The organism is Vibrio sp. Vb1337 (genome assembly GCF_033338715.1).
GTDB classification, from domain to species: domain Bacteria; phylum Pseudomonadota; class Gammaproteobacteria; order Enterobacterales; family Vibrionaceae; genus Vibrio; species Vibrio alginolyticus.
The window spans coordinates 1-16,534 of sequence record NZ_JAWOTD010000020.1 but is presented as its reverse complement, the minus strand read 5'-3'; the positions used below and the strand labels follow the sequence as shown (position 1 = coordinate 16,534).

Here is a 16,534-nt window from a genome sequence, read left to right as displayed (position 1 = left end):
AAGAACAATAAAAAAGGGAAGCTTATGCTTCCCTTGCTGGTGGAGAGAGTGTGATTTACTCACCGGTGTAAACAATCAGCACCTTGTCGTCTTGGTATTGGCGTTCGAACGCGTAGTAACCTTCTTGGTTGCGAGTGATGTGCTTACCTTGAGCAACTGCTGGGTGGCGTTTACGGAATTCACCCAACTTTTGCCAATGTTGCAGTAGATCTTCTCGCTCGCCATGAATCTTGTCCCATGGCATATCTGAGCGTGTGCCTTGGTGGGCGTCTGAACCAGTAATGCCAAAATCACGAGCTATCTCATCACCGTAATAGATCTGTACTGCACCGGGAGCCAGCATCAGAGCATTTGCTGCACGTGCTTGGTCATCAAAGCTGCGGCTGCGCGCTGACCAAAACAGCTGTGTATCGTGTGAAGACAAGTAGCTCAACACGTTGAACTCAGGATCGGTATTGATGCGCTCTGCATAACGGCGGTAATCATTATCAAGTTGAGCGAAACACTTCAGTGCTTTTGGTGCTACGTCAGATTGGAACTCGAAGTTGATGATGGAATCGAAGCCGTTATCGAAATACGGGCTTTTCACCACGCTGTGTGCCCACACTTCACCCGTCATCCAGAAAGGTAAGTCATCCAAGGCTTTGTCCGGGTTGTTTTGCTTCCACTGGGCAAGCGCTTGGGTGGTGCTGGCTTTCAGCTCTGCCCACGCTTCCATTTCAACGTGTTTTGCGGTGTCGACACGGAAGCCGTCAATGCCGTAGTCACGTACCCAATCGGATAACCAGGTAATCAGGTGTTCACGTGGGGTTTGCAGCTCATCTTGCGCATTGGTGTCTTTATTGCGGAAGAAGTTTGGTAATCCGGTTTTCTGAGTCGATTCGGTTTTGAGATCCGGTAGGTAGTTCAAAGACATGGTGATGTCGTTGTAGCCCGGAGCATCGTAGTCGCCAATGTCGGTGCGAATCCAGTCTTTGCCCCACCATTTATCCCACGCTTCGCTATCACCGTATTTGATGTAGTCGTTGAAGCTGTGCCAGCTTTGTCCTGATTTTGGCTGCCAGTCGGTCCATTTTTCACCAAGGACTTGTTTGGCTTCTTGGTCATCAAGGTAAAGCTGACCAAATCCGAATTCCTGCATGTCTGCTAATGTCGCATAACCTGTGTGGTTCATGACTACATCCCAAATCACGCGGATACCTTTCTTGTGGGCGGTATCGACGAAGGTTCTGAGTTCATCTTCGGTACCCATGTTGGCATCAAGCTTGGTCCAGTCTTGATGGTAGTAGCCGTGGTAGCCGTAGTGCTTAAAGTCGCCTTTATCGCCGCCGCCAACCCAGCCGTGGATTTGTTCCAGTGGTGAGGTTATCCAGATAGCATTCACACCAAGTGATTCGATGTAATCGAGTTTTTTCGTCAGACCCGCTAAGTCACCACCGTGGAAGGTACCAATCTCATATTTTCCGTCTTTACTGCGACCGTAGCTGTTGTCGTTGTCAGGGTTGCCATTGTAGAAGCGGTCAGTCATGACGAAGTACACTGTTGCGTTATCCCAGCTGAACGGTTTGTCGGCTTGCTGTTCAACTTCTTCTAGCAGCAATAGACCTTGGCTCATAGGACCCGGCTGCATGGTGACGCTGCCATTGGCGACTGTGGCTTCTTGTCCGGTTAAGGCATCACGAACGACAGTGCCATCATTAAAGGTTTGAGTAACGTTGATGGCTTTTGGCGCGTCAGTTGCGACAGGGCAAGAGTAGGTGATGTCCTGACTCTGTTTTGGTTTGATTTTTACCGTCAGCTCATTGGTGGTTGGATTGAGCGTAAATTGATAGGTATTGGCTTTGAAGATGCGCAGCGGCATTTGTGCATCAGTGGCGCAGTTATCCATTTTTAATGGACGATTGAATTTGATGCGATCTTCTTCTGCTAGAGCAAAGCTACTGCCACAGCTTTGCTTGCTGTCAGCAATAGTAAAGTTATAACTGCCTTTTTCGAGTTTTTGCTCGGCGACAAGTAAGCCTTGTGAGTTTTCCTCAAAAACAGCGGTGTCATCATCAACGCTTAATACGATGGCATTTTCTGGTATCTGGCTGCAGGCGCTCAGTAGACCGATAGAGAGTGCGAGAATTGTTTTTTTCATTGTGTCCTTCCCCCGAATAAACAGTCCAGTTATAGCAAAACTGTGCCTCTACAATCCGAGCTCTACACCAACAAGTTAAACGCGTCTCACCCTACAAATTTTCGCCTTGTTCACAAAATGAATAATAAGCGTCACCTTCATCGGTTTGAAGGCAACAAAAAAGGGAAGCATCTGCTTCCCTTTTACTTATTTCTTAATCACTTCGAAGAGTAATGAATTACTTTTGAAGCAAAGAAATGTCTGCGATCTGTAGGAACAGGTTACGCAGGTTGTTCAGTAGTGTCAGACGGTTCTTCTTAAGTGCTTCGTCGTCTGCCATTACCATTACGTTATCAAAGAACGCATCAACTGGTTCACGTAGGTCTGCTAGCTTGCTTAGGGCTTCTTGGTAGTTACCTGTAGCAAATGCTGGCTCTAGCGCTTCTGTCATTACTTCAACGCTTTCTGCTAGTGCTTTCTCTGCGTCTTCTTGTAGAAGTGCTAGGTCGATGTCTGCTGCTAGTTCGCCGTCGAATTTCGCTAGGATGTTACCTACACGTTTGTTCGCTGCTGCTAGAGACTCTGCTGCTTCTAGTTCACGGAAGTGAGAAACCGCTTTAACTCGTTGGTCGAAGTCTGCTGGCTTAGTCGGACGACGAGCTAGAACTGCTTGAATGATGTCTACACTGAAGCCTTCGTCTTGGTACCAAGCACGGAAACGACCAAGCATGAACTCGATAACGTCTTGCTCAACGTTGTCGTTGGTTAGGCGATCGCCAAACAGTGACTTCGCTTTCGCTACTAGGTCAACAAGATCTAGGTTGTAGCCGTATTCAACGATGATACGTAGTACACCTAGAGATGCGCGGCGTAGTGCGAATGGGTCGCTGCCTTTAGGCGCTTGACCAATACCGAAGATACCTACGATAGTGTCTAGCTTGTCTGCCATTGCAACTGCTGTTGAAACGCCGTTTGATGGCAGTTCATCACCTGCGAAACGAGGCATGTATTGCTCGTTCAGTGCTACTGCAACTTCTTCTGCTTCACCGTCGTGGCGAGCGTAGTGCATACCCATCACACCTTGAGTATCCGTGAATTCGAATACCATTGAGGTCATTAGGTCACATTTTGCTAGTAGACCAGCACGCTTTGATTTCTCAACGTCAGCACCGATTTGCTCAGCAATGTAGCCAGCAAGCTCTGTGATGCGGTCTGTTTTGTCTTTGATCGTACCTAGTTGCTTTTGGAAGATCGCTTGCTCTAGTTCAGGCAGACGGTCGATAAGCGGACGCTTACGGTCTGTATTGAAGAAGAACTCTGCGTCAGCAAGACGCGGGCGAACCACTTTCTCGTTACCTTCGATTACGTAACGAGGCTCTTTTGATTCGATGTTCGATACGAAGATGAAGTTAGGTAGTAGCTTCTTGTTTTCGTCGTAAACAGGGAAGTATTTTTGGTCACCTTTCATGGTGTATACCAACGCTTCAGAAGGCACTTTTAGGAACTCTTCTTCAAACTTCGCTGTTAGTACCACTGGCCATTCAACCAGAGACGTTACTTCTTCTACTAGGTCATCTTCTAGGTCAGCGATACCGCCAACCGCTGCTGCCGCTTTTTGTGCGTCAGCTAGGATGATTGCTTTACGCGCTTCGTAATCTGCCATTACTTTACCGCGCTCTTCTAGGATCGCAGGGTATTGTTCAGCAGAATCGATAGTGAACTCTTGCTCACCCATGAAGCGGTGACCACGGATAGTACGGTCTGAAGCGACACCAAGGATCTCGCCTTCGATTAGGTCGCTGCCCATTAGCATGGTTAGCGTCTTAACTGGACGGATAAATTGAGTCGTTTTGTTGCCCCAGCGCATTGGTTTTGCGATAGGTAGGTTTGCTAGTGCTTTCGCTGCAAGTTCAACGACGATCTCAGACGTTGGCTGACCTTTCACTTCTTGCTTGAACAGTAGCCATTCGCCTTTGTCTGTAACCATGCGCTCTGCTTGGTCAACCGTGATGCCACAACCGCGTGCCCAGCCTTGAGCCGCTTTTGTTGGGTTGCCTTCTGCGTCAAATGCTGCAGAAACCGCAGGACCACGCTTTTCAACGATTTTGTCAGACTGGCTTTCAGCCAATGCTGCGACTTTAAGCGCAAGACGACGAGGTGCCGCGAACCATTTCACGCCTTCGTGAGCAAGCTCAGCGCCTTTTAGTTCTGCTTCGAAGTTTGCTGCGAATGCTTCAGCTAGTGTGCGAAGTTGCGTTGGTGGTAGCTCTTCTGTACCTAGCTCGATTAGAAATTCTTTTGCCATGTTACTCTACCCCTTACGCTTGTTCTTTCTTACACATTGGGAAGCCAAGAGCTTCACGCGATGCGTAGTATGCTTCTGCAACTGCTTTAGTCAGGTTGCGGATGCGTAGGATGTAACGTTGGCGTTCAGTTACTGAAATCGCTTTACGTGCGTCTAGTAGGTTGAATGCGTGACCAGCTTTTAGAATGCGCTCGTAAGCAGGTAGTGGCAGTGGCTTTTCAAGCTCAAGCAGCTCTTTACACTCTTTCTCGCACTGTTCGAAGAAACCAAATAGGAATTCCACGTCTGCGTGCTCGAAGTTGTAAGTTGATTGCTCTACTTCATTTTGGTGGAAGATGTCACCGTAAGTCACTTTGCTGCCGTCTGGTGCGATGTTCCAAACGAGGTCGTAAACAGAGTCTACTTCTTGGATGTACATTGCTAGACGTTCGATACCGTAAGTGATCTCACCAGTAACTGGCTTACACTCAAGACCGCCAACTTGCTGGAAGTAAGTAAACTGAGTCACTTCCATGCCGTTTAGCCAAACTTCCCAGCCCAGACCCCATGCGCCTAGTGTTGGGTTTTCCCAGTTGTCTTCTACGAAACGGATGTCGTGTACAAGAGGGTCAATACCAAGAACTTCAAGGGAGCCAAGGTACAACTCTTGAATATTGTCAGGCGATGGTTTTAGCGCTACTTGGAATTGGTAGTAGTGCTGAAGACGGTTAGGGTTTTCACCGTAACGGCCATCAGTAGGACGACGTGAAGGTTGTACGTAAGCTGTCGACATTGGCTCTGGGCCAAGCGCTCGTAGACAGGTCATTGGGTGAGAGGTACCCGCACCCACTTCCATATCTAGCGGTTGAACAATGGTACAACCATTTTGAGCCCAATAATCCTGCAGCGCGAGGATCATTCCCTGGAAGGTTTTGATATCGTATTTTTGCATAAGTCAGGTTCGCGCGATTCTCTTGTTACTCGTTAATTCGTCATCTATGCCGAGTTTTTCAACTCTAACAACGGCGATAAAGAGTAATTACGGTTGAATAAATTAACAATCTAGTATAACCAGATATTGAGCATGGGAGTAGAGCTAATCTTGATTAATTCGTGGGCGATTTTCTCCTTTAATGAATTTTTACCGCGTTATCTGCTGTATTTTTCCTAAAAGGGAGTTTTTGCCTGCTTTGGCTCTTGAGAAGCGCAACAAAGGTGGCTAGAATTGCGCCTGTCTTTGGGGAGTAGCTTACCTGATGAAGTTTCTGTTTCATCTGGTTCGTCCGTCAACATAATTGGTGCAAAATCACCATGGCGTTCGAGACTTGAAGCCTTTCAAGTTTAGCAAGACCTTAGACAAATCATCACGAACCGGGGTAGGGGCGTGAGGTTTGTCTTCGGTTAAAAATAATAATCCCTGCCCCAATGAGCATGTCGTGAGCGTTTTAGCTATTTCAATTACTACTGTAGCGTTAGCAGAAATTGGCGATAAGACCCAATTGCTATCTCTATTACTCGCAAGTCGTTACCGAAAACCAATCCCAATTATTGCAGCAATCTTTTTGGCAACTATTGCCAACCACGCTTTGGCTGCATGGTTAGGTGTGGTTGTCGCAGACTATCTATCACCTGAGATTTTAAAGTGGGTGCTGGTGGTCAGTTTTGTCGCGATGGCGGCTTGGGTTCTGATCCCGGACAAACTGGATGATGACGAGCAGATTTCTAATCGAGGCCCATTTATTGCCAGCTTTATCGCGTTCTTCGTTGCGGAGATAGGCGATAAAACTCAGATCGCCACTTCCATTTTAGGGGCGCAATACGCGGATGCGTTAAGTTTGGTGATTATCGGTACCACCATCGGTATGCTGCTGGCGAATGTTCCTGTGGTCCTGATTGGTAAATTGTCGGCCGACAAGATGCCTTTAGGGCTGATCCGTAAAATCACCGCATTTTTGTTTATTGCTCTGGCAATAGGGGCTGCACTGTTCTGATTTTTTGCACGTGAAATGATGTGAGTTATCAATCATTAGTGGCGTGCTGCGCGAGTTCAAACTCTGACTCTAAATCGTTCCGTTGCGTGACGGATGACATATAAGTGTCATACTTGTCATGGTAGTTTAATGGTGTGAATGATAGCGAGAGGGCAAGTTTATGCTTACACGTTACATGGGGATGTCCCCGAAGAGTCAGAGTTATTTATTCACTTTTGGTTTAGCGCTGTGTTTACTAGCGATGGTGCTAACTGATATGTGGTTACCGATTGTAGCAGGATCGTTCGTTCTTACTGGATTGACAGTAGAAGCGTGGATTCGTGTCGCTCACATCATTCCTATGCATGAAGAGATGCGGGCAATGAAGAAACAACTTAACAAGCTCCAATCAGAAGTTCGCACACTCGAATACGACGAATAAACAAACGGCAGCCAATATAGGCTGCCGTTTTTAGTTCGACCAGATTATTCCAATCCTTTCTTGATCAGGTACTGATACGGAACTTGCTCCGTTTGTGCCGCAACTAATTGGTGGTCCATAAAGCGGCAGAAACTCGGAATGTCTCGAGTCGTGGATGGATCGTCTGCTTTGACCAGCAAAATCTCACCATCTTGCATGTTGCGAATTGTCTTCCTGACCATCATCACTGGCTCTGGGCAGCGCAGTCCTTCCGCCTCTAATGTCTTGTTTGCCAGTTCAGGATTAAAGCTCATAGTGTGATTCTCGTAACTAACTGAGCGTTGAATTTTACTTTCGTTGAAAAAATATTCAATAACCACTTGGCAAACCGAATTTTTTGTTTTACCTTAAATTAACAATTTGGTAACAACTGGCAAGGGAGAGGCAATGTTAACAGCGTTAGACAGACTTACGATTTACTCAGTGCTGTGTTTTATCTCGTTTTGTGCATTGGTACTCAGGACGCCAGCTGACACCTCTTTGACGCCTCTTGTAGGCATGGTTGCCACTATTATTGGGATTTGGATCGAGATGCGCAGATGGTCTGGCGCATCTGAGCAAGAAAATTAGCGCTTCTTGCTTGGATCAGAATGCTTTTAATAACGCTCACCTATTTTTTACCGACACTTCATTCCGACACTATCCCCATTTTTCTTGGGCTTCCCCGCTGAAAGGCGGGATTTTTTTTGCCTAAAGAGTACAATTTACCCAAACACATACAAAATAAGTGGCTAATTCGTGGAACTGGAAGATATCTATCGCCGAGATTTAAATTTACTGGTTGCGTTGCGAGTACTGATAGAGGAAAACAGTGTCAGTAAGGCAGCAACACGTCTGAACTTGAGTCAATCGGCAATGAGTCGTGTGCTTGGTCGTCTGCGTGACTTATTGGGAGATCCGCTGTTTACTCGTCAGGGACAGCATTTGATCCCAACTCAGAAAGCGTTAGAGATCGATCGCTCATTGGGCGAGCCATTAGAGTCTTTACGTCAGTTGTTATCTCCGGTTGAGTTTGACCCATTGCAATGCGTGCAGACTTTCAACATCGTGACCACCGACTATGCCATGCAAACGATCTTACCGTTCGCTTTGCCGAGAATTTACCAAGAAGCGCCAAACGTGTCTTTCAACTTCTTACCACTGCAACACGACCGTTTATCAGATCAGCTCACTTATGAAGGTGCAGACTTAGCGATTTGTCGCCCGACAGGCCCGGTGGAGCCTCTACGCAGTGAAGTGTTGGGGCGAGTGGGGGTGCTGTGTATGCTTTCAAAACAGCATCCATTAGCGAATAAAGAAATGAGCTTGGATGATTATCTGAGTCATCCACATGCCATGATCGCCATTAGTGATGGTGTTAAGGCACTGATCGAACAAGCTTTGATGGAGAAACCTAAGCGTAAAATGGTTCTGCGGGCTTATCATTTAGAAGCCGCATTGGCGATCATGGATACCTTGCCAATTATCATCACAGTACCAGCGGATTTGGCGTATCTGGTTGCCGAGCGTTATGACTTGGTGGTGAAACCATTACCATTCCAATTCACGCCGTTTGAATACTCGATGATTTGGCATGCGCGTTGCGAACATTCTCCCGCTCAAGAATGGTTAAGAACGATTGTGCGTGAAGAGTGTAGCCGTCTGATAGCTAAACGTATCGAAGATATGGGACTGAACTGCTAACAAAAAAGAGCCAGCAATGCCGGCTCTTCGTCTATTTACACTGAGTCAGTGTTTATAGCTTGATAACCACACGACCCGTTACTTGACCGTTGGTGATGTCTTCTGCATATTTCGGTGCTTCAGCAAGAGCAACTTCAGTACACGCTTGCTCGAAGTAGCTGTCTGGTAGTAGCTCGACCAGCTTTTCCCATGCAGCGATACGTTTCTCTGTTGGGCACATTACTGAGTCCACACCTTGTAGGCGAACATTACGTAGGATGAACGGCATCACTGTGGTTGGTAGATCAAAACCACCAGCAAGACCACAAGCTGCAACTGCACTGTTGTAATCCATTTGCGCCAATACTTTTGCTAGTACTTTGCTTCCTACAGTATCAACCGCACCTGCCCATACTTGTTTTTCAAGCGGACGTGCTGGTTCTTCAAATTCAGTACGGTCGATGATGCGGCTAGCACCTAGTTTTTCAAGTAGCGGGCCGTTTTTCTCTACACGACCTGTCACTGCAGCAACTTTGTAGCCAAGCTGTGCTAGAAGCGTTACTGCGACTGAGCCTACACCGCCACTTGCGCCAGTTACTAGGATTTCGCCATTTTCAGGTTTGATGCCTGCATCAAGCAGTGCTTGAACACATAGCATGCCAGTGAAGCCCGCTGTACCAACCATCATTGCTTTCTTGCTGTCTAGACCTTTTGGTAGTGGTACTAGCCAATCTGCTTTTAGACGAGCACGCTGAGACATACCACCCCAGTGGTTTTCACCCACGCCCCAGCCAGTAAGGACAACTTTGTCACCAGCTTGGTAGCGGTCGTCTTCTGAGCTTACTACCGTACCTGCTAAGTCAATACCTGGCACCATCGGGAAGTTACGGATGATTTTACCTTTACCTGTGATCGCAAGGCCGTCTTTGTAGTTTAACGATGAGTAATCAACGTCAATCAGAACGTCGCCTTCAGGCAGTTGTGTTTCATCGATTTGCTCGATGTTAGCGATAGTACGTTTGTCTTCTTGATTTAGAACTAGAGCATTAAACATAAGGTTCTCCGATTGTGCGGTAGCATGACTCTGGGTCACATGCAGCAAGATATCAACTGGTCTAAGTGTATGTCTTCTTTGTCTATGAATAAAATGAAACTTGAGCATTTAATGTATGCTCTTCATGCATGTTTGATGTAAAACAAAAAGGGCGACATCAATTGTCGCCCTTAAGTGTAATACTAAAAATTTTAGTACTAGTTCATTTGCTTATGATTGTTGGCTCGATCACTACAACAACGTCTTGAACTGTTATGGTCGTTCAAATACTGTCGCAATGCCCTGACCCAAACCGATACACATGGTGGCCAGACCGTATTTCGCGTCTTTCGCTTCCATTAGGTTGATCAACGTTGTTGAGATACGTGAACCAGAACAGCCTAGTGGATGACCCAATGCTATCGCACCACCGTTAAGGTTGACCTTCTCATCCATAACATCAAGCAGGCCTAAGTCTTTAGCACACGGCAGAGACTGCGCGGCAAATGCTTCGTTTAGCTCAACCACATCCATGTCTTCAATTGAAAGACCGGCACGCTTGAGCGCTTTTTTCGTCGCAGGTACAGGACCGTAACCCATAATAGAAGGATCGCAGCCCGCAATGGCCATGCCTTTAATACGTGCACGAATCTTCAAGCCAAGTTCATTAGCTTTCTCTTCACTCATGATCAACATCGCTGATGCACCATCGGACAGAGCCGATGATGTACCGGCTGTTACTGTACCGTTTGCAGGGTCGAACACTGGGCGAAGTTGAGATAGACCTTCAACGGATGTTTCAGGGCGAATCACTTCATCGTAATCTAGAGTGAACAGGGTGCCGTCAGCGGCGTGGCCTTCAATTGGTAGAATTTCGTTTTTAAAACGACCCTCTACGGTTGCTGCGTGCGCACGAGCGTGAGAGCGAGCGGCAAACTCGTCTTGTTGCTCACGGCTAATGCCATGTAATTTACCAAGCATTTCAGCCGTTAAGCCCATCATGCCCGCAGCTTTTGCTACGTTCTTTGACATACCTGGGTGAAAGTCTACACCGTGGTTCATTGGCACATGCCCCATGTGCTCAACGCCACCAATTAGGCAGATTTCAGCATCGCCAGTCATGATGGCACGTGTACCGTCGTGAAGCGCTTGCATTGATGAACCACACAAGCGGTTCACCGTCACGGCGCCAATTTCAATCGGCAGGCCCGCGAGTAGCGCGGCATTACGTGCAACGTTAAAGCCTTGCTCTAGTGTTTGCTGTACACAGCCCCAGTAGATGTCTTCAATCTCGCTTGGGTTCACTTGTGGGTTACGCGCAAGAATGCCTTTCATTAGGCGCGCAGATAGATCTTCTGCTCGTGTATGACGGAAAGCACCACCTTTAGAGCGACCCATTGGAGTACGTAGACAATCGACTACGACAACATTTCTTGTTTGATTAGTCATTTTAGAATCCCTCCTTAGATAGAACCTTGCTGTTGTGCACCGTAAAAGCTTTCACCTTTCGCCGCCATATCAATCAGCATTTGCGGTACTTGGTACATCGCACCTAGCTCGGCGTGTTGTTTTGCCATTTCAACGTATTCAGCAATACCCACGCTGTCTAGATAGCGGAATACGCCACCGCGGAATGGAGGGAAACCAAGACCATAAACCAATGCCATATCTGCTTCCTGCGGAGTCGCGATGATGCCTTCTTGTAGGCACAGCACCACTTCGTTGATCATTGGAATCATCATACGTTGAATGATGGTCTGATCGTCAAAGTCCTGCTTATCGGCACAAACGTCAGCAAGTACCGGTAAGATCGCTTCGGAGAAGGTTTTCTTCGGCTTACCTTTTTTATCTATGGTGTAGCTGTAGAAGCCATTACCATTTTTCTGACCATATTTGTCTGCTTCGAACAGTGCATCAATCGCATCACGACCTTGTTTACCCATACGCTCAGGGAAACCGTCAGCCATCACAGCTTGTGCGTGGTGCGCGGTATCAATGCCGACTACGTCAAGCAAGTACGCCGGTCCCATCGGCCAGCCAAACTTACGCTCCATGACTTTGTCGATTTTCGTAAAGTCAGCACCATCACGAAGTAGCATGCTGAAGCCGCCAAAGTATGGGAACAATACGCGGTTAACGAAGAACCCTGGGCAGTCATTAACGACAATTGGTGATTTGCCCATTTTCGCAGCATACGCCACAACACGATTGATGGTTTCATCAGAGGTGTGCTCACCACGGATGATCTCAACAAGAGGCATACGATGCACTGGGTTGAAGAAGTGCATACCACAGAAGTTTTCTGGGCGTTTTAGTGATTTTGCCAATAGGTTGATAGGAATCGTTGAGGTGTTTGAGGTGATAACGGTGTCGTCACCGACATGGGATTCAACTTCACTTAAAACTGCTGCTTTTACTTTCGGGTTTTCAACGACAGCTTCAACAATCACATCAGAGTTCTCAATACCTGCGTAATGTAAGCTCGGTGTGATTGACGCTAAAATACCCGCCATCTTAAAGCCATCAATGCGACCGCGAGATAAGCGTTTATTCAGCAGCTTAGATGCTTCAGTCATGCCTAGGTCGAGCGACGCTTGTGCGATGTCTTTCATCAAGACTGGCACACCTTTTAGCGCTGATTGGTAAGCAATGCCGCCACCCATGATACCTGCACCTAATACGGCTGCACGTCGCGTGTCTTTACTTGCTGACTTCGCTGCTTTTTTCGCAATGCCTTTGATGTATTGATCATTAAGGAATAGGCCAACGAGTGATTTTGCTTCTTCCGATTTAGCCAGTTTCACGAAGTGCTTACGTTCAATGTCTAACGCTTCATTACGTGCAAAGCGAGCACCTTCTTCAATCGTGATAACGGCTGTCATTGGGGCAGGGTAGTGAGGACCTGCTTTTTGTGCCACCAGACCCTTCGCCATGGTGAAGCTCATCATTGATTCAAGCTTACTCAGCGTTAGCGGAGATGTTTTCTGTGCTCGGCGTGCTTGCCAGTCAAGTTTCTCGTTAATTGCAGAGTTAAGAGTTTGTAGTGCTGATTCGTATAAAGCATCAGTCTCTACAACTGCATCGAGTAAGCCAATTTTCAATGCTTCATCCGCACGGCATGCTTTACCTTGGGTGATGATTTCCATTGCGCTGTCTGCGCCAATAACGCGAGGCAAGCGTACACAACCACCAAAGCCAGGCATGATTCCCAGTTTCGTTTCTGGTAGGCCGATGCTGGTGGTTTTGTCACCAATACGCATGTCTGTTGCTAGCACACATTCACAACCGCCACCAAGAGCGTGGCCTTTGATCACTGAGATGGTCGGAACGGGTAAGTCTTCTAATTTGTTAAAGATGCTATTAGCAAATTGCAGCCATTGGTCGAGCTCGGCATCCGTTTTAGCAAACAGACCTAAAAACTCGGTAATGTCTGCGCCTACAATGAATGCGTCTTTATCTGAAGTGAGCAACAACCCCTTGAGGCCTTGATGGGCAATGAGCGCATCAAGAGCTTTATCTAGCGATTCTAATGTCGCTAGGTCGAGTTTGTTGACGGATTTTGGAGAGCAGAAGCTTAGCTCTGCAATACCATCTTGTATTTCCTTTACCTGTAGGGTTTCGGCTTGGTAAATCATTGTCTATCTCCATGACATACAATCGTGGATTGTCTGTATACCTATTTCAACGACGCCGTGTACCTCGGCAAATAGGTATCGAGGAAGTCGTTTTATTTTTGTTCTGGTTTGACCAGTAAAGTTAGTTTGGATCGTGGATTGTTTAATTTCAATACATTTTTTAAACAAGTGTTTAACATTGTGCGCTGTGGCAGATCTTATGCGACGGGTAAATCACACTCGTGATAGACTTCAGGCAAATAGACATGAATCCATAATCCTATGAATGACAAGCCTTATCTGATTCCAGCAGAGCCCGCTCAATTTGAAGAAGAAATTAAAAAGAGCGTCTTCATTACTTATTTGTCACACACGCCAAGTATCGAAGCTGCAAAAGCATTTGTTGATCAAATCAAAGCTAAACACGCTGATGCCAGACATAACTGTTGGGGCTTTGTTGCTGGTCGCCCGGAAGATTCAATGAAATGGGGCTTTAGTGATGATGGGGAGCCGTCCGGAACAGCAGGCAAACCAATCCTGGCGCAGCTGTCTGGATCTGGGGTGGGGGAGATGACGGCTGTGGTCACGCGATACTCTGGTGGAATCAAGTTAGGTACAGGCGGCTTGGTTAAAGCGTATGGGGGTGGGGTTCAACAAGCGCTCAAGCTGCTTCAAACTATTGAGAAAAAAATAACCACAAAGCTCAGACTAACGTTAGACTATGGGTTTATGCCTATCGCACAATCAATCATGCCGCAATTTGGCGCGATAGAAGTCGAGGCTGAATACAGCGATCAGGTCGTATTAGTGGTGGAAATTGAGCTTCGAGAAGTGAGCGCGTTTACCCAAGCAATCATCAATAAAAGCGGGGCAAAGGCAATTGTCACTCCGCTAGACGGACAATAATGAAAAACAGGAAGCAACAGGGACAGCTTCGCTAGTCAATTTATCCATGCAATTTCGTTCAATTATTCGAATCGTCGGGCTACTGCTCGCACTCTTTAGTGTCACTATGCTTGCGCCAGCACTCGTTGCGCTGATCTATCGAGATGGTGCTGGTGTGCCTTTTGTCACGACATTTTTTGTTCTGCTGTTTTGTGGGGCCGTTTGTTGGTACCCAAACCGCAGGTATAAGCACGAGCTTAAAGCTCGAGATGGCTTTCTTATTGTCGTCTTATTCTGGACAGTACTTGGCAGTGCAGGCTCGATCCCCTTTCTCATTGCTGACAACCCGAACGTCTCAGTGACAGATGCGTTTTTTGAATCGTTTTCTGCTCTCACGACGACCGGGGCGACCGTTATTGTTGGTTTGGATGAGTTACCTAAAGCGATTCTATTCTATCGACAGTTACTGCAGTGGTTCGGCGGTATGGGAATTATCGTATTAGCGGTGGCGATTTTGCCAGTACTTGGCATCGGTGGTATGCAGCTTTACCGCGCCGAGATCCCAGGTCCAGTCAAGGATACTAAAGTGACGCCGCGCATAGCAGAAACTGCTAAGGCGCTTTGGTACATCTATTTGAGCCTGACTATCGCCTGTGCTTCGGCTTTTTGGTTAGCTGGTATGACGCCATTTGATGCCATCAGTCACAGCTTTTCCACCATTGCCATTGGTGGCTTCTCTACCCACGATGCCAGCATCGGATACTTTGATAGTTACGCGATTAACCTGATTACGGTGGTTTTTCTGCTTATATCTGCATGTAATTACACACTGCACTTTGCTGCATTTGCATCAGGTGGCGTACATCCCAAGTATTACTGGAAAGATCCTGAGTTTCGCGCCTTCTTGTTTATTCAAGTGCTGCTATTTATCATTTGCTTTCTATTATTACTGAAACATCACTCTTACACATCGACATACGATGCTTTCGATCAGGCTCTGTTCCAAACCGTATCAATATCCACAACAGCGGGCTTTACGACAACAGGTTTTGCGGATTGGCCGCTCTTCTTACCTGTGCTGTTATTGTTCTCTTCCTTTATAGGTGGTTGTGCTGGTTCAACAGGCGGCGGCATGAAAGTGATCCGTATCCTGCTTCTTACCTTACAAGGTGCGCGTGAACTAAAACGTTTAGTCCATCCACGCGCGGTTTACACCATCAAAGTAGGTGGCAGTGCCCTACCGCAACGTGTTGTCGATGCGGTTTGGGGTTTCTTCTCCGCATACGCATTGGTATTTGTGGTTTGTATGTTGGGGTTGATTGCAACAGGAATGGATGAGCTCAGTGCGTTCTCGGCGGTGGCTGCGACTCTGAACAACCTCGGTCCTGGCTTGGGAGAAGTGGCGCTTCACTTTGGTGATGTTAACGACAAAGCAAAATGGGTATTAATAGTTTCTATGCTGTTTGGTCGTTTGGAAATCTTTACCTTACTTATTCTACTTACGCCGACGTTTTGGCGTAGCTAAGGGGAAATCGTGGCAAAAGCATTATTTCTATACTCTTCCCGCGAAGGGCAGACTAAAAAAATTCTCCACTATATAGATGAACAACTTCCAGACTTCGATTGTGAGCTGGTGGATTTACATAATGTCGAGACGATTGACTTCAGCCAATACGACAGAGTATTGATAGGCGCCTCTATTCGCTATGGCCATCTTAATAAAAAGCTATACCAGTTTATTGAGCGAAACCTCAATCAATTGGAGCAAAATAAAGTGGCATTTTTCTGCGTAAACCTAACCGCTCGTAAAGAGGACCAAGGAAAGGATACACCTGAAGGTAGTGCCTACATTCACAAGTTCCTAATTAAGTCGCCTTGGAAACCAACGCTAATCGGTGTTTTTGCTGGTGCACTTTATTACCCACGTTACAGCTGGTTCGACAGAACTATGATTAGGTTCATTATGTCGATGACGGGTGGCGAAACTGATACGACCAAAGAGGTGGAGTACACCAATTGGGAAAAAGTGGCTCTTTTCGCAGATAAATTCAGAGAACTGTAGAAATAACGTGCTCTTTTGACCGCTTTTGATGCAAATTTATCCGAACGATAAAAAAATCAAAAAAAACGAGAAAAAGGGCTTGCCAATGTGATCGCAATCTCTATAATGCCACCTCGCTGACACGGCAACGCTTCGAAAGAAACGAAGTCGAGGTTAGCAAGCCAAATTAGCCAAGCGGAAACGCTTGAAGAAAGTTTGAAAAAAGTGATTGACACTAAACTTTAACTCGCTAAAATGGCCGTCCTGTTTTGAGGAAAGCTCAACAGGAAAGCTCTTTAACAATATAGACCTATCAATCTGTGTGGGCACTCGTTGATGATAATCCAAATAGTTTCTTCGGAAACAATTTAGGTTTCAATGATACGAAGTGACCATTGAATCTTCGGATTCAGCACAGTCAATTCAAACATTACTTTATGTAATG

14 protein-coding genes are annotated in these 16,534 nt (G+C 46.6%); 7 read left to right on the top strand and 7 right to left on the bottom strand.

The annotated features are described in order from the left end of the window. Positions 1–55: 55 nt before the first annotated feature. The 3 genes from R7E42_RS18845 to glyQ form a co-directional block, all read right to left on the bottom strand. The gene (locus R7E42_RS18845) at positions 56–2,140 is read right to left on the bottom strand and encodes an alpha-amylase (RefSeq protein WP_318072919.1); all 2,085 of its coding nucleotides are present in this window, start codon (positions 2,138–2,140) and stop codon (positions 56–58) included. A 217-nt stretch (positions 2,141–2,357) separates the two neighbouring features. Then, positions 2,358–4,424 (bottom strand): glycine--tRNA ligase subunit beta, encoded by a 2,067-nt coding sequence (glyS, locus tag R7E42_RS18840; protein ID WP_213969039.1) that lies wholly within the window; start codon positions 4,422–4,424, stop codon positions 2,358–2,360. Positions 4,425–4,437: 13 nt separating this feature from the next. Continuing rightward, positions 4,438–5,355 (bottom strand): glycine--tRNA ligase subunit alpha, encoded by a 918-nt coding sequence (glyQ, locus tag R7E42_RS18835; protein WP_005383818.1) that lies wholly within the window; start codon positions 5,353–5,355, stop codon positions 4,438–4,440. Between the two features lie 484 nt (positions 5,356–5,839). On the opposite strand from glyQ, the gene R7E42_RS18830 reads away from it, so the two are divergent. Together R7E42_RS18830 and R7E42_RS18825 are read left to right on the top strand one after the other, a co-directional pair. After that, a complete protein-coding gene (locus R7E42_RS18830; protein ID WP_005378877.1) occupies positions 5,840–6,394 on the top strand; it encodes a TMEM165/GDT1 family protein in 555 nt (184 codons plus the stop codon). Positions 6,395–6,554: 160 nt separating this feature from the next. Then, the gene (locus tag R7E42_RS18825; RefSeq protein WP_005378878.1) at positions 6,555–6,815 is read left to right on the top strand and encodes a hypothetical protein; all 261 of its coding nucleotides are present in this window, start codon (positions 6,555–6,557) and stop codon (positions 6,813–6,815) included. A gap of 44 nt (positions 6,816–6,859) precedes the next feature. On the opposite strand, the gene tusA is transcribed toward R7E42_RS18825, so the two are convergent. Next, positions 6,860–7,108: a sulfurtransferase TusA gene (gene tusA, locus R7E42_RS18820; protein ID WP_005378879.1), complete on the bottom strand. Its 249-nt coding sequence runs from the start codon at positions 7,106–7,108 to the stop codon at positions 6,860–6,862. 133 nt (positions 7,109–7,241) lie between these two features. Between tusA and R7E42_RS18815 the strand changes: the two genes are divergently transcribed. Beyond that, a complete protein-coding gene (locus R7E42_RS18815) occupies positions 7,242–7,424 on the top strand; it encodes a hypothetical protein (protein WP_005378880.1) in 183 nt (60 codons plus the stop codon). A gap of 168 nt (positions 7,425–7,592) precedes the next feature. Further along, the gene (locus R7E42_RS18810; RefSeq protein WP_017821924.1) at positions 7,593–8,537 is read left to right on the top strand and encodes a LysR family transcriptional regulator; all 945 of its coding nucleotides are present in this window, start codon (positions 7,593–7,595) and stop codon (positions 8,535–8,537) included. A gap of 52 nt (positions 8,538–8,589) precedes the next feature. Here R7E42_RS18810 and R7E42_RS18805 read toward each other — a convergent pair whose 3' ends face one another. From R7E42_RS18805 to fadB, 3 genes are all read right to left on the bottom strand, one after another. Further along, complete coding sequence (locus R7E42_RS18805) at positions 8,590–9,570, bottom strand: MDR family oxidoreductase (RefSeq protein ID WP_005378882.1); 981 nt, start codon at positions 9,568–9,570, stop codon at positions 8,590–8,592. Positions 9,571–9,822: 252 nt separating this feature from the next. Beyond that, positions 9,823–10,998, bottom strand: coding sequence for an acetyl-CoA C-acyltransferase FadA (gene fadA, locus R7E42_RS18800; RefSeq protein WP_006743176.1), 1,176 nt, complete (start codon positions 10,996–10,998; stop codon positions 9,823–9,825). Positions 10,999–11,012: 14 nt separating this feature from the next. Continuing rightward, positions 11,013–13,184 carry a fatty acid oxidation complex subunit alpha FadB gene (gene fadB / locus R7E42_RS18795; RefSeq protein ID WP_258480943.1) on the bottom strand — a complete coding sequence of 724 codons (2,172 nt, stop codon included), beginning with the start codon at positions 13,182–13,184 and terminating at the stop codon, positions 11,013–11,015. Between the two features lie 261 nt (positions 13,185–13,445). Here fadB and R7E42_RS18790 point away from each other — a divergent pair, with 261 nt between their 5' ends. The 3 genes from R7E42_RS18790 to hemG are packed head-to-tail and all read left to right on the top strand — an operon-like array spanning position 13,446 to position 16,110. After that, the gene (locus tag R7E42_RS18790) at positions 13,446–14,069 is read left to right on the top strand and encodes a YigZ family protein (RefSeq protein ID WP_258480945.1); all 624 of its coding nucleotides are present in this window, start codon (positions 13,446–13,448) and stop codon (positions 14,067–14,069) included. 46 nt (positions 14,070–14,115) lie between these two features. Further along, positions 14,116–15,573, top strand: a complete 1,458-nt coding sequence (locus tag R7E42_RS18785) for a TrkH family potassium uptake protein (protein ID WP_005378893.1) — start codon at positions 14,116–14,118, stop codon at positions 15,571–15,573. A gap of 9 nt (positions 15,574–15,582) precedes the next feature. Then, positions 15,583–16,110: a menaquinone-dependent protoporphyrinogen IX dehydrogenase gene (gene hemG / locus R7E42_RS18780; protein ID WP_054577148.1), complete on the top strand. Its 528-nt coding sequence runs from the start codon at positions 15,583–15,585 to the stop codon at positions 16,108–16,110. Positions 16,111–16,534: the final 424 nt, after the last annotated feature.